This is a genomic window from Enterobacter sp. AC1, from assembly GCF_050434705.1.
Lineage (GTDB): Bacteria > Pseudomonadota > Gammaproteobacteria > Enterobacterales > Enterobacteriaceae > Enterobacter > Enterobacter cloacae_L.
On record NZ_JBNDIZ010000007.1, the window covers coordinates 139628 to 163453 of the forward strand.

General features: G+C 56.5%; 22 protein-coding genes and 1 tRNA gene. 8 read left to right on the plus strand and 15 right to left on the minus strand.

Annotated features, from left to right (window positions below):
• Window positions 1–122 precede the first annotated feature (122 nt).
• The 3 genes from M2433_RS18830 to M2433_RS18840 all read left to right on the plus strand — a co-directional run bounded on the left by M2433_RS18830 (window position 123) and on the right by M2433_RS18840 (window position 4124).
• Window positions 123–1211 (plus strand): ABC transporter substrate-binding protein, encoded by a 1089-nt coding sequence (locus tag M2433_RS18830; RefSeq protein ID WP_429056174.1) that lies wholly within the window; start codon window positions 123–125, stop codon window positions 1209–1211.
• A gap of 80 nt (window positions 1212–1291) precedes the next feature.
• On the plus strand, window positions 1292–3061 hold the full coding sequence (locus tag M2433_RS18835; protein WP_429056176.1) for an ABC transporter permease: 1770 nt from the start codon (window positions 1292–1294) through the stop codon (window positions 3059–3061).
• Window positions 3054–4124 (plus strand): ABC transporter ATP-binding protein, encoded by a 1071-nt coding sequence (locus tag M2433_RS18840; RefSeq protein ID WP_429056178.1) that lies wholly within the window; start codon window positions 3054–3056, stop codon window positions 4122–4124. Before M2433_RS18835 ends, M2433_RS18840 begins: the two co-directional genes overlap by 8 nt.
• A 119-nt stretch (window positions 4125–4243) precedes the next feature.
• On the opposite strand, the gene M2433_RS18845 is transcribed toward M2433_RS18840, so the two are convergent.
• Window positions 4244–4317 (minus strand) — tRNA-Gly (locus tag M2433_RS18845).
• A gap of 80 nt (window positions 4318–4397) precedes the next feature.
• Window positions 4398–5123: an amidase activator ActS gene (actS, locus tag M2433_RS18850; protein ID WP_429056179.1), complete on the minus strand. Its 726-nt coding sequence runs from the start codon at window positions 5121–5123 to the stop codon at window positions 4398–4400.
• A 182-nt stretch (window positions 5124–5305) separates the two neighbouring features.
• Between actS and idi the strand changes: the two genes are divergently transcribed.
• Window positions 5306–5848, plus strand: coding sequence for an isopentenyl-diphosphate Delta-isomerase (gene idi / locus M2433_RS18855; protein WP_047347952.1), 543 nt, complete (start codon window positions 5306–5308; stop codon window positions 5846–5848).
• 38 nt (window positions 5849–5886) lie between these two features.
• Here idi and lysS read toward each other — a convergent pair whose 3' ends face one another.
• The 5 genes from lysS to xerD all read right to left on the minus strand — a co-directional run bounded on the left by lysS (window position 5887) and on the right by xerD (window position 11980).
• The gene (gene lysS, locus M2433_RS18860; RefSeq protein ID WP_023309094.1) at window positions 5887–7404 is read right to left on the minus strand and encodes a lysine--tRNA ligase; all 1518 of its coding nucleotides are present in this window, start codon (window positions 7402–7404) and stop codon (window positions 5887–5889) included.
• Between the two features lie 9 nt (window positions 7405–7413).
• A protein-coding gene (gene prfB / locus M2433_RS18865; protein ID WP_096151315.1) for a peptide chain release factor 2 occupies window positions 7414–8512 on the minus strand; the annotation gives its coding sequence in 2 pieces (ribosomal slippage) (window positions 7414–8436 and window positions 8438–8512; 1098 coding nt in all).
• A gap of 90 nt (window positions 8513–8602) precedes the next feature.
• A complete protein-coding gene (gene recJ / locus M2433_RS18870; RefSeq protein ID WP_429056182.1) occupies window positions 8603–10336 on the minus strand; it encodes a single-stranded-DNA-specific exonuclease RecJ in 1734 nt (577 codons plus the stop codon).
• Between the two features lie 5 nt (window positions 10337–10341).
• Window positions 10342–11055: a bifunctional protein-disulfide isomerase/oxidoreductase DsbC gene (gene dsbC, locus M2433_RS18875; RefSeq protein ID WP_429056184.1), complete on the minus strand. Its 714-nt coding sequence runs from the start codon at window positions 11053–11055 to the stop codon at window positions 10342–10344.
• Window positions 11056–11083: 28 nt separating this feature from the next.
• The gene (gene xerD, locus M2433_RS18880; protein ID WP_047347949.1) at window positions 11084–11980 is read right to left on the minus strand and encodes a site-specific tyrosine recombinase XerD; all 897 of its coding nucleotides are present in this window, start codon (window positions 11978–11980) and stop codon (window positions 11084–11086) included.
• Window positions 11981–12081: 101 nt separating this feature from the next.
• Between xerD and fldB the strand changes: the two genes are divergently transcribed.
• Window positions 12082–12603 (plus strand): flavodoxin FldB, encoded by a 522-nt coding sequence (gene fldB, locus M2433_RS18885; RefSeq protein ID WP_429056186.1) that lies wholly within the window; start codon window positions 12082–12084, stop codon window positions 12601–12603.
• Between the two features lie 6 nt (window positions 12604–12609).
• Here fldB and M2433_RS18890 read toward each other — a convergent pair whose 3' ends face one another.
• Together M2433_RS18890 and sdhE are read right to left on the minus strand one after the other, a co-directional pair.
• Entirely contained in the window at window positions 12610–13020 is a 411-nt protein-coding gene (locus M2433_RS18890; RefSeq protein WP_429056187.1) for a protein YgfX, read from the minus strand.
• Window positions 13001–13267, minus strand: a complete 267-nt coding sequence (gene sdhE / locus M2433_RS18895; RefSeq protein WP_013098615.1) for an FAD assembly factor SdhE — start codon at window positions 13265–13267, stop codon at window positions 13001–13003. Before sdhE ends, M2433_RS18890 begins: the two co-directional genes overlap by 20 nt.
• A 294-nt stretch (window positions 13268–13561) precedes the next feature.
• On the opposite strand from sdhE, the gene ygfZ reads away from it, so the two are divergent.
• Complete coding sequence (gene ygfZ, locus M2433_RS18900; protein WP_429056189.1) at window positions 13562–14542, plus strand: tRNA-modifying protein YgfZ; 981 nt, start codon at window positions 13562–13564, stop codon at window positions 14540–14542.
• Between the two features lie 70 nt (window positions 14543–14612).
• Here ygfZ and trhA read toward each other — a convergent pair whose 3' ends face one another.
• Both trhA and yqfB read right to left on the minus strand, forming a co-directional pair.
• Window positions 14613–15272 (minus strand): PAQR family membrane homeostasis protein TrhA, encoded by a 660-nt coding sequence (gene trhA / locus M2433_RS18905; protein WP_429056190.1) that lies wholly within the window; start codon window positions 15270–15272, stop codon window positions 14613–14615.
• A 165-nt stretch (window positions 15273–15437) separates the two neighbouring features.
• Window positions 15438–15749 (minus strand): N(4)-acetylcytidine aminohydrolase, encoded by a 312-nt coding sequence (gene yqfB, locus M2433_RS18910; protein WP_429056192.1) that lies wholly within the window; start codon window positions 15747–15749, stop codon window positions 15438–15440.
• 51 nt (window positions 15750–15800) lie between these two features.
• On the opposite strand from yqfB, the gene M2433_RS18915 reads away from it, so the two are divergent.
• Window positions 15801–16532: a MurR/RpiR family transcriptional regulator gene (locus M2433_RS18915; RefSeq protein WP_047347943.1), complete on the plus strand. Its 732-nt coding sequence runs from the start codon at window positions 15801–15803 to the stop codon at window positions 16530–16532.
• Between the two features lie 116 nt (window positions 16533–16648).
• On the plus strand, window positions 16649–18082 hold the full coding sequence (locus M2433_RS18920; protein ID WP_429056194.1) for a 6-phospho-beta-glucosidase: 1434 nt from the start codon (window positions 16649–16651) through the stop codon (window positions 18080–18082).
• Window positions 18083–18167: 85 nt separating this feature from the next.
• Here the strand turns inward: M2433_RS18920 and M2433_RS18925 are convergent, their stop codons facing one another.
• The 4 genes from M2433_RS18925 to gcvT all read right to left on the minus strand — a co-directional run bounded on the left by M2433_RS18925 (window position 18168) and on the right by gcvT (window position 23489).
• Window positions 18168–18911, minus strand: coding sequence for an SDR family oxidoreductase (locus tag M2433_RS18925; protein ID WP_059311668.1), 744 nt, complete (start codon window positions 18909–18911; stop codon window positions 18168–18170).
• Between the two features lie 70 nt (window positions 18912–18981).
• A complete protein-coding gene (gcvP, locus tag M2433_RS18930; RefSeq protein ID WP_429056195.1) occupies window positions 18982–21855 on the minus strand; it encodes an aminomethyl-transferring glycine dehydrogenase in 2874 nt (957 codons plus the stop codon).
• A 126-nt stretch (window positions 21856–21981) separates the two neighbouring features.
• Window positions 21982–22371: a glycine cleavage system protein GcvH gene (gene gcvH / locus M2433_RS18935; protein ID WP_429056197.1), complete on the minus strand. Its 390-nt coding sequence runs from the start codon at window positions 22369–22371 to the stop codon at window positions 21982–21984.
• A 23-nt stretch (window positions 22372–22394) separates the two neighbouring features.
• On the minus strand, window positions 22395–23489 hold the full coding sequence (gcvT, locus tag M2433_RS18940) for a glycine cleavage system aminomethyltransferase GcvT (protein ID WP_063428535.1): 1095 nt from the start codon (window positions 23487–23489) through the stop codon (window positions 22395–22397).
• Window positions 23490–23826 lie beyond the last annotated feature (337 nt).

Sequence of the window (23826 nt, forward strand, 5' to 3'; positions counted from 1 at the left end):
TTGCTGAAACGACGGCGACAATCACACTTCGGAACCATTATCCGCTCCCCCCTATTGTGGGCGGAGCGCACTGCGCTATGTTGACAATTAGTTCCTCAAATGTAACTAAAAGGTTAACTATAATGTCGAACACATTCCGAATTTCTCTGATTACCGCTACCGTACTGTTCTCTGCTTCTGCACTGTCTGCCCTGCCGCAGGGTTATCCTGCTGAGTATCAAAAGGTTGTCGATGCCGCGACAAAAGAGGGCAAGGTTGTCATTTACTCTACCACCGATATCAAAGCTGCCGGACCGCTGATCCAGGGCTTCGAAAAAACCTACCCGGGCATTAAAGTTGAATACAACGACATGAACAGCACCGAGCTGTACAACCGTTTCATCAGCGAACAGGCCTCCGGCGGCGTGAGCGGCGACGTGGTCTGGAGCTCGTCGATGGACACCGGCCTGAAGCTCGCCACCGACTACGCCATGGAGTACAAATCTCCGGAGCAAAGCCAGCTGCCGAAATGGGCGGTCTGGAAAGATAAGGCCTACGGCACCACCTATGAGCCGGTGGTCTTTATCTACAACAAGCGCCTGATTCCGGCCGGTGACGTACCGGATTCTCACGCCGCGCTGGCGAAGCTGATTGCCAGCCAGACGGACAAATTCAAGAACAAAGTCACTACCTACGACATCGAAAAGTCGGGTCTGGGCTTTATGCTCTCGGTCCAGGATCACAACGCCGATCCTAATTACTTCAAAACCCTCGCCGACGTCGCCAAAGGTGGCTTATCGGTGCAGTCGTCTACCGGTACCATGATGGAGCGCGTCTCCTCCGGGGAAAATCTGATCGGCTTCAATATCCTCGGATCCTACGCTGAGGCGCGTGCGAAGAACGATCCGTCGCTCGGCATTTCCTATCCAAAAGATTACACCCTGGTGCTGTCGCGCGTGTCGTTCATCAGCCAGCAATCGCAAAACAGCAATGCGGCAAAACTGTGGCTGGACTATGTGCTGTCTGAACATGGGCAAAGCATTCTCGCCAATCAGGCGGACATTCCGTCCATTCGTAACGATATCGAAGGGAAAAATGATATCGACGGCCTGACCAAAATCCTCGGCAACGCGCTGAAGCCGATCCCGGTTGATGAAACGCTGCTGGAATACCTGCAGCCGAAAAAACGTCTGGAGTACATCAAAGAGTGGCGTACCGCCGCCGGCAAATAAGCGTCTGAGCGCGGCGCTGGCCGCCGCGCTCCCTTATCGACCGAGTTCATTTATCTGGGCTGCAATACCAGGGATACCCCATGAACACATTACGCAGAAAGTGGCAAAGCCTGCCGCGAGGCATCGTCGTGCTGATAACCGCCCTGGTTATCTACACGCCGCTGTCGTTTATCGTGATCCAGAGCTTCCTGTCCGCCCCATTCTTTTCTCCGTCAAAAGAGTGGAGCTTTGAATCATTTGATTTTATTTTTACCGATCCTGATTTTTATAAGGCCCTGAAAAGCGGCTTTATTCTGGCTTTCGGGCTGGTCTTTATCTCTATCCCGCTAGGCGGCGTGCTGGCCTTCCTGATGGTACGTACCGACCTGCCCGGTCGCCGGTTGATTGAGCCGCTGATCCTGGTCCCGATTTTCGTTTCACCGATGGTGCTGGGCTTCGGCTACGTGGTGGCTGCCGGTCCGGTGGGCTTTCTCTCCCAGTGGGCCGAGGCGCTGATTGGCTTTGTGCCGTGGAATATCTACGACATGTCGAGCATTGTGGTCATTGCCGGCCTGACGCACGTCCCGCACGCCTATCTGTATATCTCGTCAGCGCTGCGCAGCGTGGGCTCCGATGTGGAAGAGGCCGCGCGCACCGCGGGAGCCTCTCCCTGGCAGGTAATGACCGCCGTCAGCCTGCCGATGGTGCGCCCGTCCATTCTGTACGCCACCGTGCTGCTGTTCTTCCTCGGGCTGGAGGTGTTCGGCCTGATGCTGGTGCTCGGCGACCCGGAAGGCAACATGGTGCTGGCAACCTATCTCTATAAGCTGACGAACAAGATGGGTACCCCTTCCTATAACCTGATGGCGGCGGTTGCCGTGGTGCTGATCTGCATCACCATCCCGCTGGTGATGCTCCAGCGTCGCCTGATGCGCACCGCCAACCGCTTCGTCACCATGAAGGGGAAGGCTTCCCAGGCACGCGCGCTGCCGCTGGGCAAATGGCGCTGGGTGGCTGGCGCGGTGATTGCCTTCTGGCTCACCGTGACCATCGGCGTTCCGCTGCTCGGCGTGGTGCTGCGCGCGTTTATCTCCAACTGGGGCGTGGGCGTTTCGCTGTGGGATGAACTTTCGCTGAACACCTTCCGCACCATCTGGTCTCAGCCCAACCTGCTGCGCGCCATCGTCAACTCCATGGCGATTGGGGTAATTGGCGGCGCGCTTGCCGTGGTGTGCTACCTGTTTGTCGGCATTGCCATGCACCGCAAGCCGGACAACACCACGCGTTTCCTCGACTACAGCGTGCTGGTGCCGCGCGCCGTGCCCGGCCTGCTGGCGGGTCTGGCGTTCCTGTGGGTGTTCCTGTTCCTGCCGATGTGGCTCGATAACGCGCTGAAATCCGGCTGGCTTTCCGGCTTTGCCTGGTCCGACTGGATGCGCGAAAACCTCATCGTCTGGCTGCGCTCGCTTCGCAGCACCATTTTCAGCGTCTGGCTGGCCTATACCGTGGTGTGGATGGCTTACGGGCTGAGGCTTATCTCTTCCACGCTGTTACAGGTGGCGCCGGAGCTTGAAGAGGCGGCGCGCAGCACCGGGGCGACGCGCGGGCAGATCACCCGCCACGTCACCATTCCGCTCTCCCGCTACGGTCTTATCGGTTCGTGGCTGCTGATGTTCCTGATCTTTGAACGCGAATACTCAACGGGTGTGTACCTGCTTTCACCCGGCACGGAAACCATCGGCTCGATGCTGGTTTCCCTCTGGGCCGCGGGTGCTATCGATATTGTGGCGGCGCTCTCTTTCATTAACATCCTGCTGGTCGTGGTAGGGCTGGGCATTGCCCTTCGTTTCGGAGTCAAAATACATGATTGAATTAGCGGTTGACGATCTGCACTTAACCTACGGCGACAATCCTGTTTTAAAAGGTGTCTCCATGAACCTGAAGCGCGGCGAAGTGGTCTCCCTGCTGGGCCCCTCCGGCAGCGGCAAAACCACCCTGCTGCGCGCCGTCGCGGGTCTTGAAAAACCGACCCAGGGGTCGATTGTCATTGGTAAAAATAAAGTTTACGACGGCACGCCGCGCAGCGAGATCCCTGCGGAAGAGCGTAATCTGGGGCTGGTGTTCCAGTCCTATGCTCTGTGGCCGCACAAAACCGTTTTTGAAAACGTGGCCTATCCGCTCAAGCTGCGCAAGGTCCCGGCCAAAGAGATCCAGCAGCGCGTGCAGGACGTGCTGGACCAGCTTGGTCTGGGCCATCTTGGCAAACGTCACCCGCACCAGCTCTCCGGTGGGCAGCAGCAGCGCGTGGCGATTGGCCGGGCGCTGGTCTACAACCCGCCGGTAATTTTGCTGGACGAACCGCTTTCAAACCTCGACGCCAAGCTGCGCGAAGAGGCCCGCGTGTTCCTGCGCGAGCTGATTATCAAGCTCGGGCTATCGGCACTGATGGTGACGCACGACCAGAACGAAGCGATGTCCATTTCTGACCGTATCCTGCTGCTTAACAACGGCAAAATTGAGCAACAGGGCACGCCGCAGGAGATGTACGGCTCGCCAAAAACGCTGTTTACCGCCGAGTTTATGGGCAGCAACAACCGTCTGCACGGCAAGGTCACCGACGTGCGCGACGGCAGAGCGCGTATCGAAGGCAAAGGCTGGGTGCTGTGGGGCCAGGCCGGAGAAGGGGTGCAGAGCGGTGATGAAGCCACGGCGGTGATCCGCGTCGAACGCGTGGCGGTGGTCGAGGGACCTGGGGAAAATCAGCTTGAGCTGCCGCTGCTCACCAGCATGTACCTCGGTGACCGCTGGGAGTACCTGTTCCGCACGGTGGGGGACGATTTTGTCATCCGCGCGTATGGGCATGAGGTGCGGGATCCGCAGCACTGCCATCTTTCGCTGCCGGAGAAGCATGTGTGGGTGTTCCCGAAAGGGTGACAATCTGGTATTGCCCGGTGGCGCTTTGCTTACCGGGCCTACAAAATAAAGACATGCAGCGGCGTGGGTCGTTATTTTTAGTCTGGAAGAATTCGTCTGACGGGTATAGAACGAAGATCTGGAGCGGGCGAAGGGAATCGAACCCTCGTATAGAGCTTGGGAAGCTCTCGTTCTACCATTGAACTACGCCCGCTTTGAGGTGCGTAAGGCATTATAGACCTTACGCCTCTTCATACAAGCCTCTTCACAACTAACCGGCGATTTAATAATCACTTAGCACTTCGGTTTACTGCCGGGCGCAGGAAGATAACGCTGCGGATCGATGGCCGTCGCTTTATAGCGAATCTGGAAGTGCAGCTTCACCGAGTCCGTGCCCGTACTGCCCATCGTGGCAATTTTCTGCCCGGCTTTGACGTTCTGCCCGTTATTGACCAGCATCGTGTCGTTGTGCGCATAGGCCGTGATGTAGTCTTCGCCATGCTTAATCATGATCAGGTTACCGTAGCCGCGCAGCTGGTTACCGACGTACACCACCTTCCCGGCACCGGAAGCATAAACTGGCGTACCGCGCGCGGCAGCGATATCGATGCCTTTGTTACCACCCTCAGAAAGGGAGTACGGCAGCACCACTTTACCGCTGGCAGGCCAGATCCAGCAGCGTTGACCGACCGGCGGCCAGGATGATTGCGGCACCGCGTAAGACGGCGTCACTTTTGCGGTTTTGCCCTTCGAGGAGGATTTTTTGCCTGAGGACGATCCGCCGTTAACCTTCAGCTGCTGCCCCACTTCGATGGTGTAAGGCGGAGAAATGTTATTCAGCCGCGCCAGATCCTTCACGCTGGTCCCCGTTGCGCGCGAAATACGATACAGCGTATCCCCGCGCTTAACGGTATAGACCGAACCGGAATAGCTGCCCATATCCGACGATTTGCTTCCTGAACAGCCAGCCAGTAAAAGCGTCAACGTCAGGCAAAAAATGGCGGTGATGGGGTTTCTCATCAGGCTTCCTGCAAACAAAACAGATCCTCGGTCAGCGTGAATGGCGCTCTATAATACCAGCCCGGAGAGATAAGGGTCAGCCCTTTTCCGCTCCTGGAGACAAACCGTTCGTATAAGAATGCCGTATAATACTGTCCTGCTGATGGTGCAGAACCATCCGCATCGTTGGCACTGGAGCAGGAATGAGTATTCAAGAACACGTTATTTTGGTAAATGACCAGGGAATGGTGATTGGCACTCAGGAAAAGTATGCCGCGCACACGACCCAAACCCCTCTGCATCTGGCGTTCTCCTCCTGGCTGTTTAACGCCAGCGGTGAATGTCTGGTGACCCGGCGCGCGTTAAGCAAAAAAGCCTGGCCGGGCGTCTGGACGAACTCCGTCTGTGGACACCCGCAATCGGGTGAAGCCACGGAAGAGGCCATTATCCGACGCTGCCGCTTTGAGATCGGCGCTGAAATTACCGATATCACCCCCGTGGCATCCGAGTTTCGTTACCGCGAAACCGATCCTTCCGGGATCGTTGAAAACGAGATTTGCCCGGTATTTGCGGCCCGCATCACCAGCGAACTGCGGATTAATCACGATGAAGTAATGGCCTTCGAGTGGGTTACGCTGGAATCGTTATTCCGCGCCCTGGATGCCGCGCCCTGGAGCTTTAGCCCGTGGATGGTGCTGGAAGCGACGGCCGCGCGAGACGCCCTCAGAGCGTTCGCCGCGCAATAAAAAAGCCCCTTTCGGGGCTTTTTTAACATCTTAACGTCTTATTTCACCGGGCGCATCGCCGGGAACAGGATCACGTCACGGATGGTGTGGCTGTTGGTGAACAGCATGACCATACGGTCGATACCAATACCCAGACCCGCCGTTGGTGGCAGACCGTGTTCCAGCGCGGTCACGTAGTCTTCGTCGAAGAACATCGCTTCGTCGTCGCCTGCTGCTTTCGCGTCAACCTGATCCTGGAAGCGCTGAGCCTGGTCTTCCGCATCGTTCAGCTCGCTAAAGCCGTTGCCGATTTCGCGGCCGCCGATGAAGAACTCAAAGCGATCGGTAATTTCCGGGTTCTCGTCATTACGACGCGCCAGCGGAGAGACTTCAGCCGGGTATTCGGTGATGAAGGTCGGCTGAATCAGGTGCGCTTCGGCCACTTCTTCGAAGATCTCGGTCACGATACGGCCCAGACCCCAGCTCTTCTCAACCTTGATACCGATGCTTTCCGCGATCGCTTTCGCAGAATCGAAGTTATCCAGATCGGCCATGTTGGTTTCCGGACGGTATTTCTTGATCGCTTCGCGCATGGTCAGTTTTTCGAACGGCTTGCCGAAGTCGAAGACTTCTTCACCGTAAGGGACCTGCGTGGTGCCCAGAATATCCTGCGCCAGGGTACGGAACAGGGACTCAGTCAGTTCGATCAGATCTTTGTAATCCGCATACGCCATATAGAGTTCCATCATGGTGAACTCTGGGTTATGACGAACGGAGATACCTTCGTTACGGAAGTTACGGTTGATCTCGAACACGCGATCAAAACCACCAACCACCAGACGCTTCAGGTACAGTTCCGGCGCGATACGCAGGTACATGTCCAGGTCCAGGGCGTTGTGATGGGTGATGAACGGACGCGCAGACGCGCCGCCAGGGATCACCTGCATCATCGGGGTTTCTACTTCCATAAAGTCGCGGTTAACCATGAACTGGCGAATACCGGCCATGATCTGGGAGCGAATTTTGAAGGTCTTGCGGGATTCATCGTTAGAGATGAGATCAAGGTAGCGCTGACGATAGCGTGCTTCCTGATCCTGCAGGCCGTGGAATTTGTCTGGCAGCGGGCGCAGGGCTTTGGTCAGCAGACGCAGCTCGGTGCAGTGGATAGACAGTTCACCAGTTTTGGTTTTGAACAGCTTACCTTTCGCACCCAGGATATCGCCCAGGTCCCACTTCTTGAACTGCTCGTTGTAGATGCCTTCCGGCAGATCGTCACGGGAAACGTACAGCTGAATACGGCCGCCAACGTCCTGCAGAGTCACGAAGGAGGCTTTACCCATAATACGACGGGTCATCATGCGGCCTGCAACGGCCACTTCAACGTTCAGCGCTTCCAGCTCTTCGTTCTCTTTAGCGTCGAAGTCTGCGTGCAGTTGGTCTGAGGTGTGGTCACGACGAAAATCGTTCGGGAACGGCACGCCCTGCTCGCGCAGCGCTGCCAGCTTCTCGCGGCGGGTTTTCAGTTCGTTGTTAAGATCGACTACCGCGTCAGCGCCCTGTGCTTGTTGTTCAGACATGTTGGTTCCTCATAACCCTGCTTTCAAACTTGCTTCGATAAATTGGTCCAGGCTGCCGTCCAGCACCGCCTGCGTGTTGCGGGTTTCAACCCCGGTACGCAGGTCTTTGATGCGGGAGTCATCAAGGACGTAAGAACGGATCTGGCTGCCCCAACCGATGTCAGACTTGTTATCTTCCATCGCCTGTTTCTCAGCATTTTTCTTCTGCATCTCCAGCTCATAAAGCTTCGCTTTCATCTGCTTCATGGCCTGGTCTTTGTTCTTATGCTGGGAACGGTCGTTCTGGCATTGCGTTACCAGCCCGGTTGGAATGTGGGTAATACGCACCGCAGATTCCGTACGGTTAACGTGCTGTCCACCCGCGCCGGATGCGCGATAAACGTCGATACGCAGGTCCGCCGGGTTAATTTCGATATCAATATCTTCATCAACTTCCGGATAGACAAACGCGGAGCTGAAGGAGGTATGACGACGGCCGCCGGAGTCGAACGGGCTCTTACGCACCAGGCGGTGAACACCGGTTTCGGTACGCAGCCAGCCGTAGGCGTAATCACCGATGATCTTGATGGTGACGGATTTCAGACCCGCAACTTCACCTTCAGACTCTTCGATAATTTCGGTTTTGAAGCCGCGCGCTTCTGCCCAACGCAGGTACATACGCGTCAGCATGCTGGCCCAGTCCTGCGCTTCGGTACCGCCAGAACCTGCCTGAATATCGAGATAGCAGTCAGCGCTGTCGTATTCGCCGGAGAACATACGACGGAATTCAAGCTGCGCCAGCTTCTCTTCCAGCACGTCGAGTTCTGCCACGGCTTCGTTAAAGGTTTCTTCGTCGTCGGCTTCGACGGCCAGCTCCAGCAAACCGGAAACATCTTCCAGCCCCTGAGCCATTTGATCCAGCGTATCTACGATAGCTTCGAGAGAGGAACGCTCTTTACCCAGCGCCTGTGCGCGTTCAGGTTCGTTCCAGACGTCCGGCTGTTCCAGCTCGGCGTTTACTTCTTCAAGACGCTCTTTCTTGGCATCGTAGTCAAAGATACCCCCTAAGAACGTCAGAGCGCTCCGTGAGGTCCTGAATACGGTTTTTTACCGGATTAATTTCAAACATGGTCTGTTTTCTTTTATGGACTTGTCAAAATGCGGTGATAAGAGCGGGATTGTACCGAATCCACGCCCTTTTTTATAGAGATTACTGCCGCTAAATTGGCCAGATATTGTCGATGATGATCTGAAGGGTGCGGTTACCGCGAAACTCGTTGATGTCCAGTTTGTACGCCAGCTCGACCTCGCGCACGCCGTTGTCCGGCCATACCGCCGTGTCAACGTTGAAGGCAATGCCGTCCAGCAGCGGTCCACCGCCCACGGGCTCGACCATCACCTTCAGATGACGTTCGCCGACGATACGCTGCTGCAACAGGCGGAAACGGCCGTCGAACAACGGTTCCGGGAACATCTGCCCCCACGGCCCGGCATCGCGCAGCATTTGCGCCACGTCCATCGTCATCTCAAGCGGTGAGAGCTCGCCGTCGGACACCACTTCCCCCTGCAACAGGGCCGGGTCAATCCAGTCGGTTACCAGCTCACCAAACAGACGCTGAAACTCGTCGAACTTCGCCTCTTCCAGCGACAGGCCCGCCGCCATCGCATGGCCGCCGAACTTGATCATCAGACCCGGATACAGCGTATCGAGCCGCTCCAGCGCATCGCGCATGTGCAGACCCTGAATCGAACGGCCAGAGCCTTTCAGCGTGCCGTCGCCCGCGGGGGCGAACGCAATCACCGGCCGGTGGAAACGTTCTTTAATCCGCGACGCCAGTATGCCAACCACGCCCTGGTGCCACTCGGGATGATACATCGCCAGGCCACCCGGCAGCGTATCGCCGCTGCGCTCAAGCTTTTCGCACAGGGCCAGCGCTTCGGCCTGCATCCCCTGCTCAATCTCTTTACGGGTCTGGTTCAGGGCGTCCAGCTCGTTGGCCAGCACGCGCGCTTCACCAATGTTGTCGCACAGCAGCAGCGCGACCCCAACGGACATATCGTCCAGCCTTCCGGCAGCGTTGAGACGCGGCCCGAGGGCGAAGCCCAAATCGCTTGCCGCCAGCTTGAGCGGATCGCGGTTGGCAATCTCCAGCAGCGCCTTGATCCCCGGACGGCACTTGCCCGCCCGAATGCGGCTTAAACCCTGCCAGGTCAGGATACGGTTATTGGTATCGAGAGGCACCACGTCCGCTACGGTACCCAGCGCCACCAGGTCGAGATATTCGGCCAGGTTCGGCACGGCAATACCGCGAGAGTCGAACCAGCCCTTATCGCGTAACAGGGTACGCAACGCCAGCATCAGATAAAACGCCACGCCCACGCCCGCCAGTGATTTCGACGGGAAATCGCAGTCGCGCAGGTTCGGGTTAATGATGGCTTCCGCATCCGGCAGCGTTTCGCCCGGCAGGTGGTGATCGGTGACCAGCACCGGGATCCCCAGCGCATGAGCATGATCGACACCCGCATGGGAGGAGATGCCGTTATCCACGGTCATGATCATCTGCGCACCGCGGGCGTGCGCCTGATCGACCACTTCCGGGCTGAGGCCGTAGCCGTCTTCAAAACGGTTCGGCACCAGATAGGTGACGTTATCGCAGCCCAGCGCGCGCAGGCTGAGTACGCTCAGCGCGGTGCTGGTTGCGCCGTCGGCATCAAAATCCCCTACCACCACAATGCGCGTACCTTCACGCAGCGCGTTGTAGAGCATGTCGGTAGCTTTTTCGATACCGCTCAGCTGCTGCCAGGGCAGCATCCCTTTTACGCTGCGTTCAAGATCCTCAGCGGAACGCACGCCGCGGCTGGCGTAGAGGCGCTTCAGCAGCGCAGGGAGATCGTCCGGCAAATCAACCTGTTCAACCGCCTCGCGGCGGCGCAATTTTATGGGGGCTTTCACGCGGATTATTTACCACCAAACTGTTTCTGGTGCGCGTCGAGGAACTCTTTCATCTCTTTTGGCCCCTGATACCCCGGAACAACATAGCCGTTGCTCAGGACAATCGCAGGCGTACCGCTCACGCCAAACTGCACGCCCAGCGCGTAGTGGTTAGCAATGTCAATGTCGCAGGAAGCGGGTTTAACCCCTTTGCCGTTCATCGCATCATCAAACGCTTTGTTGCGGTCTTTTGCACACCAGATAGCCTTCATGTCCTGCTCCGGCTGGCTCTGCACGCCCGCGCGTGGGAAGGCCAGGTAACGCACGGTAATGCCCAGCGCGTTGTAGTCTTTCATCTCTTCATGCAGCTTGTGGCAGTAGCCGCAGGTGATGTCGGTGAAAACGGTAATGACGTGTTTTTCCTGCGCGGCTTTATAGACGATCATCTCTTTTTCGAGCGCGTTCAGGTTTTTCATCAGCAGCTGGTTGGTGACGTTGACCGGCTGCGCGCCGCTCACGTCGTACATTGGCCCCTGAATAATGTGTTTGCCGTCTTCGGTGACGTACAGCACGCCGCTGTTGGTCAGAACCGTTTTCATGCCGGCAACCGGCGCAGGCTGAATATCGCTACCGGTGACGCCAAGCTTGCTCAGCGACTGTTTGATGGCGGCGTCGTCAGCATGGGCGAAACCGGTAAATGAGGCTGCCAGCAGGGTGAACAGCGCGAAAGACTTTTTCATAGTTGATCCTGTTACAATTCGTCGGCACTCACGCACGAGGGTGGTGCTGTTGGTGTAGCTGCCGCAGGCGTTCCGTCGCGACATGGGTGTAAATTTGCGTCGTGGAAAGATCGCTGTGTCCCAGCAGCATCTGCACCACGCGTAAATCAGCGCCGTGGTTTAACAGATGCGTCGCGAAGGCATGACGCAATACGTGCGGCGACAGCTTTTCACTGTCGATACCGGCCAGCGTGGCGTAATGCTTAATGCGATGCCAGAACGTTTGCCGGGTCATCTGCTGCGCGCGCTGGCTCGGAAACAGGACATCGATAGACACCCCGTTGAGCAACCACGGGCGGCCATGCTCCAGATACGTTTCCAGCCAGTAAACCGCCTCTTCCCCCAGCGGTACCAGTCTTTCCTTGTTTCCTTTGCCGATGACGCGCACCACGCCCTGACGCAGGCTGATGTCGCTCATCGTCAGACCGACCAGTTCCGAAACGCGCAAGCCGGTAGCATACAATAGCTCAAGCATGGCTTTATCGCGTAACTCCAGCGGCAGGTCAACAGCCGGTGACTGTAATAATCTCTCAACTTGTGCTTCGCTGAGATCTTTCGGCAGCCGCTGCGGGAGTTTGGGGGACGCCAGCAGCGCGCTGGGATCGTCTTCGCGAATTTTCTCACGGTAAAGGTGCTGGAACAGGCGACGCATTGCGCTGAGCAAACGTGCGGAGCTGGTGGCTTTGTAGCCCCCTGCGATACGTTCCCCGAGCAGCGCCTGCAGATCGTCGCTTTGCGCGCTCGCAAGGGACAACCCCCTGTGCGCAAGCCACTCCACCAGCATGGTGAGATCGCGACGGTAGGCGCTGAGCGTATTCTCAGCCAGATTTTTCTCCAGCCACAGTGCATCGAGAAACTGTTCGATCAGTGCGAGATCCTTTTCCACATCGGCCCCTTTGATTCTGCAGTCAGGCCATTATGCCTGATTGCGACCTGTTTCTGGTACACTACGCGCAAAGTCAAAGCAAGAATTGAGATAGATACGCGATGAATATTGGTCTGTTTTATGGTTCCAGCACCTGCTACACCGAAATGGCGGCAGAGAAAATTCGCGACATCATTGGCCCGGAACTGGTGACGTTGCATAACCTGAAAGATGACGCGCTCACGCTGATGGAGCAGTACGACGTGTTGATCCTCGGCATCCCGACCTGGGATTTCGGCGAGATACAGGAAGACTGGGAAGCAATCTGGGATCAGCTTGATACGCTCAACCTCGACGGCAAAATCATTGCCATGTACGGCATGGGGGATCAGCTGGGTTACGGGGAATGGTTCCTGGACGCTCTCGGCATGCTGCACGACAAACTGGCGCCCAAAGGGGTGTCGTTCATCGGCTACTGGCCAACCGAAGGCTACGAGTTCACCAGTAAAAAACCGATTATTGCCGACGGCGAGCTGTTTGTTGGACTCGCGCTGGATGAAACCAACCAGTACGACCTCAGCGATGAGCGCCTGCAAACCTGGTGCGAGCAGATTCTCGGCGAAATGGCAGAAAAGTTTAGCTAACGCGTATTACCCCTGCGTCGTCTGTTGCAATAACATCCGGCGCAGGTCTCGCCACTCGGCAGCATCCATACTGTCAGCCGCCAGCCAGAGATGCTGGCAACGCCCGCCGTCTACCTTACGTAACCGCAACATCATGCCGGAGTTAAGCATCCAGGGCATACCGACAATATCCCACTCTTTTCCCTGCCAGCGCAGGCGAGAATTCATCAGTAATTTGATCTCTCCCTGACGGGCATTGATGCGACGCTGGCTGCGTACGCTGTCGAAAACGACAAACGAAAGTAACAGCAGCCACAGAGGCGTATAGCTCAGCGGCCACGGCATCAGTAGCACTAAGGCCGCAACCAGGCCGTGGAGCAATAAGGACATCCACTGCGAGCGCCACGAGACGCGAAGATCAGATTGCCACAGGACCACGTTCCCGATTCCGTGTTTGAATTAATTGCACCATCCGTTGCAACTCGGTGTCGGCGGGTTTGCCGTGGTTCATCAGCCAGTTGAATAAATCCGGGTCGTCAGACTCCAGCAGGCGAACAAACAGACGCTTATCCTCATCGCTTAAGCTGTCATACTCATATTCGAAGAAAGGCATAATGGAAATATCAAGTTCACGCATGCCGCGACGGCACGCCCAGTGAATACGGGCCTTGTTGTTAATATCCATGTTCAGTTTCCTGCATTACGTTTGGCACAGTCGGCACCCCGTTCCGCGTTCTTAATTTCTCTACGGGGACACCAGCTAGTGTAACGTGTTTTTGAACGTTTCTTTACTGGAATATTGCGATCGACGAGCTGGCTTCCAGAATAATCCCTACAAAGACAGCGGATTACACTATTTTGCGTAGCGCTACGCATAACCGGTTTATGGCACAAATGGCGTGTTGAAAGCGCTTGCATTGCCTGCAGGCTCTTTTACCATTAGGCATTATCAAAGCGTTAAGCAATTCAGGATATCGTTATGGCATTTACACCATTTTCTCCTCGCCAGCCCGCCGCCTCTGCGCGTCTGCCGCTGACGCTTATTTCTCTTGATGACTGGGCACTGGCAACGCTCGCCGGTGCCGACGCCGAAAAATACCTGCAGGGCCAGGTAACCGCTGACGTCAGCCAGATGACCGAACACCAGCACCTGCTGGCCGCGCATTGCGATCCCAAAGGCAAAATGTGGAGCAACCTGCGTCTGTTCCGCCGTCAGGACGGCTTTGCCTTTATTGAGCGCCGCAGCCTGCGTGATGCCCAGCTCAAAGAGCTGAAAAAGTACGCCGTCTTTTCCAAAGTCACCATCGCCGCGGACGACGAACATGTCCTGCTGGGCGTGGCGGGCTTCCAGGCGCGTGCAGCATTGAAAAATCTCTTCAGCGAACTGCCGGATGCAGAAAAGCAGGTGGTCAGCGAAGGTACGACCTCCATCCTGTGGTTTGAACACCCGGCGGAGCGTTTCCTGCTAGTCACGGATGCCGCCACTGCCGAACGCGTGACCGACGCGCTGCGTGGCGAAGCCCAGTTCAACAACAGTCAACAGTGGCTGGCGCTGAACATCGAAGCGGGTTTGCCGGTCATTGACGCCGCAAACAGCGCGCAGTTTATTCCGCAGGCAACCAACCTGCAGGCGCTGGGCGGCATCAGCTTTAAAAAAGGCTGCTACACCGGCCAGGAGATGGTTGCGCGGGCAAAATTCCGCGGGGCTAACAAGCGCGCGCTTTGGACGCTCGCGGGCCACGCCAGCCGCGTACCGGAAGCAGGTGAAGATTTAGAGCTGAAGATGGGTGAAAACTGGCGCCGTACCGGCACCGTGTTAGCCGCCGTACAGCTGGATGATGGACGTCTTCTGGTGCAGGCCGTCATGAATAACGACATGGAAGCCGACAGCGTGTTCCGCGTGCGCGACGACGCGAATACGCTGAGTATCGAGCCGCTGCCGTATTCACTGGAAGAGTAAGCCTTTGGTGTCCTCCCTCTGCCAGTGGGAGAGGGTTGGGGTGAGGGCAACAGGCCGCAAGGTGTAAAAACTACACCTGCCCCACATACAAATAAATCGCCAGAAAGTGGCACACGCTGCCCCCCAGCACAAAGCCGTGCCAGATGGCATGGTTGTATGGAATACGCTTGCAGACGTAGAAAATCACGCCAAGCGAATACACCACGCCGCCTAAGGCCAGAAGCGTCACGCCCCCTATCGCCAGTTTAATCGCCAGCTGATACACCACGATCAGCGACAGCCAGCCCATGGTGAGATAGGTGACCAGCGACAGCACCTTAAAGCGGTGTGCGATAGTTAGCTTAAACAGGATCCCCAGCAGCGCCAGGCTCCAGATCACAATCATCAGGCCACGCGAGAGCGGTGAATTGAGCCCCACCAGCAGAAACGGCGTGTAGGTGCCTGCAATAAGAAGATAAATAGCGCAGTGGTCAAATTTCTTGAGCCACATCTTGGCCCGCTGATGCGGAACCGCGTGATACAGCGTAGACGCCAGGAACAGTAGGATCATGCTCCCGCCATACAGGCTGTAGCTGGTAATGGCCATCGCGCTGGCATTGGCGTCAACCGCCTGCACCAGCAATAACACTAAACCGACAATCCCAAACACCAGGCCAATGCCGTGGCTGATGCTGTTGGCTATTTCCTCAGCCAGCGAATATCCCTGTGCGATTAATGGTCTGCTCACCATACAAAACTCCGGGAAAACAAAAGATGATTATTCATCGCAAGACTATGCTAACTGAGAATGATTCCAGTGAACACCTGTTAGCTAAAATAAAGTTAAACATAACATTTCTAAATTACAATCAGACAGTTACATTTTAATTTCAGCGAACGCGCGTTTCGAATTAAATTATAGGCGTTTAAAATCAATCACATAAAACTGGTCCTGATCGGGATAGATCTCTGCAATCACGCTTTTCAGCGTATCCAGGGTCATGTTCTCCTGTTCTGCGTGTTTTTGCGTCAATGTCGCGAGCGTTGCGGTCGACGTCCCTGTGACTTCGATGGTGCAAAAGTAACCATCATCCTCATAACGCCCCACCCGCAGGATATCGCCGGTTTTGAAATGGGATTCACTTTTATCCCGGATAGTGATGGTTTTACGTCCCGCCAGAATGTCGTCCTGAAAGCGCTGAAAAAAAGTGATGTCGTTTGACTGCATGTTATTATTCCCTGAAGAAAAGTCTGATGAGTGAGTTTAGCCACTGTGAGCATGTTCTCCCACTCCGCCATTGCCAGTCTCAATAACCTGGAGATGATGGTTTACAACTATGTCATTAAAAACCGTGACAAAGTGATGTACATGACCATCCGCGAGCTGGCGGATGCGGCGGGCGTCTCAACCACCACTATCCTGCGCTTTTGCCGCAAACTCAACTGCGAAGGCTACTCGGAGTTTCGCGTGCGCTTTAAGCTCTATCTTGAGCAGAATGAGCCCCAGCAGGCTAATTTCGGTGCCAGTGAAATTATCAGCTTCTTTAAAAGCGTTAACAATGAAGAGTTCGATACATTATTAGATGAGGCGGTTGAGATAATATTGTCTTCTGAGCGGATTATATTTGTCGGCGCGGGCACATCGGGCTCGCTGGCAAAATATGGCGCACGTTTCTTTTCTAATATTGGCAAATTCAGTAATCATATTGACGACCCTTATTTCCCGGTCACTAACGATATGGCGAAAAATGCGCTGGCGATTGTGCTCTCGGTTTCGGGCGAGACCGAGGAGATCCTGCGCTTCGCCAGCCAGTTCAGCCTGCATCATTGCAAGGTGCTCTCCATTACCAGCCACGAGCACTCGCGCCTGGCAAAACTGGCGGACTTTAATCTCTCCTGGCATGTGCCCCAGACGCGTATTGGGGGCGTCTACGATATTACCACGCAAATTCCCGTGATCTATATTCTGGAATCTCTCGGGCGTAAACTGGCGAAGAAACTCACAGAATAAAACACCCTGTTTTTTAGGTGTAACAAATCACATTATGCCCAATTTGTTATATCGTGACATTTAATTTCGCTTTGCTAGACTCGATGTCAATAAGCCATTTATTGAGAATAGCAGCGATGAAAAAATTGACCTTACCAAAAGATTTTTTATGGGGTGGCGCCGTTGCCGCTCACCAGGTTGAAGGCGGCTGGAACAAAGGCGGTAAAGGGCCCAGCATTTGCGACGTATTGACCGGTGGCGCCCACGGCGTGCCGCGCGAAATCACGCAGGACGTGGTGCCGGGTAAATATTACCCGAACCATGAGGCCATCGACTTCCACGGCCACTATAAAGAAGACATCAAGCTATTTGCTGAGATGGGCTTCAGGTGTTTCCGCACCTCTATTGCCTGGACGCGCATCTTCCCGAACGGTGACGAAACGCAGCCAAACGAAGAGGGGCTGAAGTTTTACGACGACATGTTCGATGAGCTGCTGAAGTACAACATCGAACCGGTGATCACCCTCTCCCACTTCGAAATGCCGCTGCACCTGGTGCAGGAATACGGCAGCTGGACCAACCGTAAAGTGGTCGATTTCTTTGTGCGCTTCGCGGAAGTGGTTTTTGAGCGCTACAAAAACAAGGTCAAATACTGGATGACCTTCAACGAAATCAACAACCAGCGTAACTGGCGTGCGCCGCTGTTCGGCTACTGCTGCTCCGGCGTGGTCTATACCGAACACGAAAATCCGGAAGAGACCATGTATCAGGTGCTGCACCACCAGTTTGTGGCCAGCGCCCTGGCGGTGAAGGCCGCGCGACGCATCAACCCGGAGATGAAAGTCGGATGCATGCTGGCCATGGTGGCGCTCTATCCATTCTCCTGCAAGCCGGAAGACGTGATGTTCGCCCAGGAATCTATGCGCGAGCGCTATGTCTTTACCGACGTCCAGCTGCGGGGTTACTACCCGTCTTACGTCCTGAATGAGTGGGAGCGCCGCGGGTTCTCCATCAGGATGGAGGCGAACGACGAGCAGATCCTGCGCGAAGGCACCTGCGATTACTTAGGTTTCAGCTACTACATGACCAACGCAGTGAAAGCGGAAGGCGGCTCCGGGGATGCGATTTCCGGTTTCGAGGGCAGCGTGCCGAACCCGCACGTGAAGGCGTCCGACTGGGGCTGGCAGATCGATCCGGTAGGCCTGCGCTATTCTCTGTGCGAACTGTATGAGCGTTACCAGAAGCCGCTGTTTATCGTTGAAAACGGTTTTGGCGCTTACGATAAAGTCGAAGAGGACGGCAGCATCAACGATGACTATCGTATCGACTACCTGCGTGCCCACGTGGAAGAGATGATCAAAGCCGTAACGCACGATGGCGTGGATCTGATGGGCTACACGCCATGGGGCTGTATCGACTGCGTGTCGTTCACTACCGGTCAGTACAGCAAGCGCTACGGCTTTATCTACGTGAATAAACACGATGACGGTACGGGCGACATGTCGCGTTCGCGCAAGAAAAGCTTCGAATGGTATAAGAGCGTGATTGCCAGCAACGGCGAGAAACTGTAACTCCGTAATGCCGGGCGGCGCTGCGCTTGCACCGGCCAACGATTGATCCCCTCTCCCCTATGGGGAGAGGGTTAGGGTGAGGGGTTTACTTCCCACCCGCTAGCTCAATAAAACTGCCCGTCACGTACGACGCCTTCTCGCTCAGCAGCCAGACAATCGCCTGGGCCACCTCTTCCGGCTGGCCGCCGCGCTGCATCGGCAGCAGCGATTTCACGCGATCCACGCGCCCCGGCTCCCCGCCTGAGGCGTGGATGTCGGTATAAATCAGTCCCGGTCGCACGCAGTTTACGCGAATGCCCTGCGCCGCCACCTCCAGCGCTAAACCGGTTGTCAGCGAATCCACCGCTCCCTTGGACGCGGCATAATCCACATATTCACCCGGCGCGCCCAGGCGGGACGCCGCTGACGAGACGTTCACTACCGCCCCGCCCTTGCCGCCATGTTTAAAGGACATGCGCTTTACCGCTTCCCGGCAGCAGAGGAAGTAGCCCGTGACGTTGGTCGACAGGACGCGGTTAATGCGCTCTGCGGACAAATTCTCGATAGTCGATTGCTCAAACAGAATCCCCGCATTATTGACCAGCGCGGTAAGCGGCTCGCCTTCACGATCGATACTGTCAAACATCGCCAGCACCTGGGCTTCATCGCTAATGTCTGCGCGAACGGCGAAGGCTTTGCCTCCCGCATCGACAATCTGTTTGATAACGTCGGTCGCGGCCTTAATGTTGTGATGATAGTTCACCGCCACGGTATAGCCTTCGCGCGCCAGCTGCAGCGCGGTGGCTTTCCCAATGCCCCGGCTGGCGCCGGTGACCAGTGCAATTGCCATTCGTTTCTCCCAATAAAAAAGCCGGGTGGCGGCTTCGCCTTACCCGGCCTACGTTACTACATCAGCAATATTACTGGTATTCGCTCATCGGCACGCAGGAGCAGAACAGGTTACGGTCGCCGTACACGTCATCAAGACGCTTCACGGTCGGCCAGTATTTGTTTGCCACGCCTGCCGGGAAGACCGCCAGCTCGCGGGAATAGCCGTGGTTCCACTCTGCCACCATTTCGTGCTGGGTGTGCGGGGCGTTAACCAGCGGGTTATCTTCCAGCGTCCACTCACCGTCCTGCACGCGATCGATCTCCATGCGGATGGCCAGCATCGCGTCGATAAAGCGGTCCAGCTCGGCTTTGCTCTCGGACTCCGTTGGCTCCACCATCAGCGTACCCGCTACCGGGAACGACATGGTTGGCGCGTGGAAACCGTAGTCAATCAGACGCTTGGCGATATCCAGCTCGCTAATGCCGGTCTGCTCTTTCAGCGGACGAATATCCAGAATGCATTCGTGCGCCACGCGACCGTCGCGGCCGGTATAGAGCACCGGGAAGGCAGACTTCAGGCGAGTCGCAATGTAGTTGGCATTCAGGATCGCCACCTGGCTCGCCTGCTTCAGCCCTTCCGCGCCCATCATGCGGATATACATCCAGCTGATTGGCAGGATAGAGGCGCTGCCGAACGGTGCCGCAGAGACCGCGCCCTGACGGGTCAGCATGCCTTCGATCTGCACAACGCTGTGGCCTGGGACAAACGGTGCCAGGTGCGCTTTCACGCCGATAGGCCCCATGCCCGGGCCGCCACCGCCGTGCGGGATGCAGAAGGTTTTGTGCAGGTTCAGGTGCGACACGTCCGCACCGATAAAGCCCGGAGAGGTAATCCCCACCTGCGCGTTCATGTTGGCGCCGTCGAGGTATACCTGACCGCCGAACTGATGCACCACTTCGCACACTTCGCGGATGGTCTCTTCGTACACGCCGTGGGTAGACGGATAGGTCACCATGATGCAGGAGAGCTTGTCGCCCGCCTGTTCAGCTTTCGCACGCAGGTCGGCCAAATCGATGTTGCCGTTCTTATCGCACGCCACGACCACCACTTCCATGCCCGCCATCTGGGCAGAGGCCGGGTTGGTGCCGTGCGCGGAGCTTGGGATCAGGCAGATATCGCGATGCCCTTCGTTGCGGCTTTCGTGATAGTGACGGATCGCCAGCAGGCCCGCGTATTCCCCCTGCGCGCCGGAGTTCGGCTGCATGCAGAGTGCGTCATAGCCGGTCAGCTTCACCAGCCAGTCGGAAAGCTGGTTGATCATCATGTGATAACCTTCCGCCTGCTCTGGCGGGCAGAACGGGTGCAGCTCGGAGAATTCAGGCCAGGTGATTGGGATCATCTCTGCCGCAGCGTTCAGCTTCATGGTGCAGGAGCCCAGCGGGATCATCGCCTGGTTCAGCGCCAGATCTTTGCGCTCCAGAGAGTGCATGTAACGCATCATCTCGGTTTCGCTGTGATAGCGATTAAAGACCGGGTGCGTCAGGATGGCATCGTTACGCAGCATGCTGTCCTGAATGGAGCGGCTGTCGAGCGCGACCTCTTTGTCGAGCGCGTCAATGTCCAGACCGTGCGCGTCACCCAGCAACACGCTGAACAGGTTCAGGATATCGTCGCGGGTGGTGCTTTCATCCAGCGTAATGCCGACGGCGTTGTGGATGTCGCTGCGCAGGTTGATCTCTGCTGCATTCGCGCGCGCCAGCACGGCCGCTTTGTCCGCCACATCCACACACAGCGTGTCAAAGTAGTGGGCATGGCGCAGCTTAAGGCCTTTCTGCTGCAGACCGCAGGCCAGGATATCGGCCAGACGATGGATGCGGGTCGCAATGCGCTTCAGGCCAGCCGGGCCGTGGAACACGGCGTACAGGCTGGCGATGTTTGCCAGCAGCACCTGGGAGGTACAGATGTTGGAGTTCGCTTTCTCGCGGCGGATATGCTGCTCGCGGGTCTGCATCGCCATGCGCAGCGCGGTATTACCGGCGGCATCTTTCGATACGCCGATGATGCGGCCTGGCATGGAACGTTTGAATTCATCTTTCGCGCCGAAGAACGCCGCGTGCGGGCCGCCGTAGCCCATCGGTACGCCGAAGCGCTGCGCAGAGCCGAAGACAATGTCCGCGCCCTGTTTGCCTGGCGCCGTCAGCAGCACCAGCGCCATAAAATCGGCAGCAACGCTGACAACCACTTTACGGGATTTCAGCTCGGCAATCAGCGCGCTGTAATCATGCACTTCACCGGTGGTGCCCACCTGCTGCAGCAGCACGCCGAAGACGTCCTGGTGATCCAGCACCTTGTCAGCGTCGTCGACAATCACGTCAAAGCCGAAGGTTTCCGCACGGGTGCGCACCACGTCCAGCGTTTGCGGATGCACGTCCGCCGCCACGAAGAAGCGGTTGGCATTTTTCAGCTTGCTGACGCGTTTTGCCATCGCCATGGCTTCGGCGGCGGCAGTTGCTTCATCCAGCAGAGACGCGGAGGCGATATCCATACCGGTCAAATCCAGCGTTACCTGCTGGAAGTTCAGCAGCGCTTCCAGGCGGCCCTGAGAGACTTCTGGCTGATACGGGGTATAGGCGGTATACCAGCCCGGGTTTTCCAGCATGTTGCGCAGGATAACCGGCGGCAACTGCACGTTGGTGTAGCCCATGCCAATGTAAGACTTATAGCGCTTGTTCAGGCCGGCGATCGCCTTCAGCTCCGCCAGCGCGGCGAATTCCGTGGTGGCTTCACCCACCTGAGGCGGTGTGGCAAGCTGGATGTCTTTTGGCACAATCTGGCCGATCAGTGCGTTTAATGAATCCGCGCCAACCGTCTTCAGCATCTCCTGCTGTTGCTGAGCATCCGGCCCAATGTGACGTTCAATGAAGGCGCCACGGTTTTCAAGCTGGCTTAAAGTCTGTGTCATGAGCGATGGTTCCTGAAACGTGCAGTGAATGTGTTTTCTCCCTCTCCCTGAGGGAGAGGGCTGGGGTGAGGGTGTCGTCTGTTCCCCTCACCCTACCCTCTCCCCAAAGGGGAGAGGGATAATGGCTTACTCGTCTTCTAACAGGGCTTCGTACGCGGTCGCATCCAGCAGCGCGGCAACCTGCGATTCGTCGCTGGCTTTGATCTTGAAGATCCAGCCGCCTTCATACGGCTCGCTGTTGACCAGCTCCGGGGAGTCGCTCAGCGTGTCGTTAACGGCAACGATTTCACCGCTTACCGGTGCGTAGATGTCGGATGCCGCTTTTACGGACTCCGCCACGGCGCAGTCGTCGCCTGCGCTGACGGTTGCGCCTACTTCAGGCAGGTCAACAAACACCATGTCGCCCAGCAGCTCCTGTGCGTGCTCGGTGATCCCTACGGTGTAAGTGCCGTCCGCCTCTTTGCGCAGCCACTCGTGTTCTTTGCTGTATTTCAGTTCTGCTGGCACATTGCTCATTGAAGTTCTCCTGATAAAAATGATTAGGCGACCGGCTTACCGGCGCGAACAAAAATCGGTTTGGTCACGTTGACCGGCATTTCACGGTTGCGGATTTGCACCACCGCCGTTTCGCCAATGCCTGCCGGCACGCGTGCCAGTGCAATACTGTAGCCCAGCGTCGGGGAGAAGGTTCCGCTGGTGATCACGCCTTCGCGGTGATTGCCGTCGGCATCGGTAAAACGTACAGGCAGTTCACCGCGCAGCACGCCCTTCTCAGTCATCACCAGGCCCACCAGCTGTTCAGTGCCTTTTTCGCGCTGCATCTCCAGCGCTTCACGGCCAATAAATTCACGGTCAGCCGGTTCCCACGCGATGGTCCAGCCCATATTGGCCGCCAGCGGTGAAACACCCTCATCCATCTCCTGACCGTAGAGGTTCATGCCCGCCTCCAGACGCAGCGTATCGCGCGCGCCAAGACCCGCAGGCTTCACGCCCGCTTCCACCAGCGCACGCCAGAAATCAGCAGCCTTCTCGTTTGGCATCGCAATTTCGTAGCCCGCTTCACCGGTATAGCCGGTGGTGGCGATGAACAGATCGCCCGCCTGCACCCCGAAGAACGGCTTCATGCCTTCTGTGGCTTTACGCTGCTCGTCGTTGAACAGAGACGCGGCTTTCGCCTGCGCGTTCGGCCCCTGCACGGCGATCAGCGACAGATCGTCACGGACGGTGATGTCGATGGCGTAAGGTTCGGCGTGTTGGGTGATCCAGGAGAGGTCTTTTTCGCGGGTGGCGGAGTTTACAACGAGGCGGAAGAAGTCTTCAGTGAAGTAATAGACGATGAGGTCGTCAATCACGCCGCCGGAGGCATTCAGCATGCCGGTATAGAGCGCTTTACCCGGCGTCTTCAGTTTGGCGACGTCGTTTGCCAGCAGATAGCGCAAAAACTCCCGGGTGCGGCTGCCGCGCAGATCGACAATTGTCATGTGGGACACGTCGAACATACCGGCATCGGTGCGCACCGCGTGGTGCTCATCAATCTGCGAGCCGTAGTGCAGCGGCATCATCCAGCCGTGGAAGTCCACCATGCGGGCGCCGCATAACACGTGTTGTTCGTACAAAGGAGTCTGTTGAGCCATCTTGTCCTCGTTGAAAAAATTCACCGTGAAACCCGGTATCGGCCCCGTTATCAGGCACCGACGCAAACGTTCTCTTTTACCTGAACTTACCACCGAAACCGGCGGTTAACCATAAGGTAAAACGGGTCATCACATTAGCTTATGACCAAAAAACGCTAAAAAGCCTACAGAGTTATTCACTGTAAAAATGCGATTAAACCCGCACAAAATTAACATCACGCTAACAGGATTTAGCACATGGTGATATTTCATGCGGAAAAATGGGCCGATTTTCCGTAGAGAGAAAAACGCGACATTAGATTATCTAATGCGAAAAAAGCAGTGAAATTAGATTATT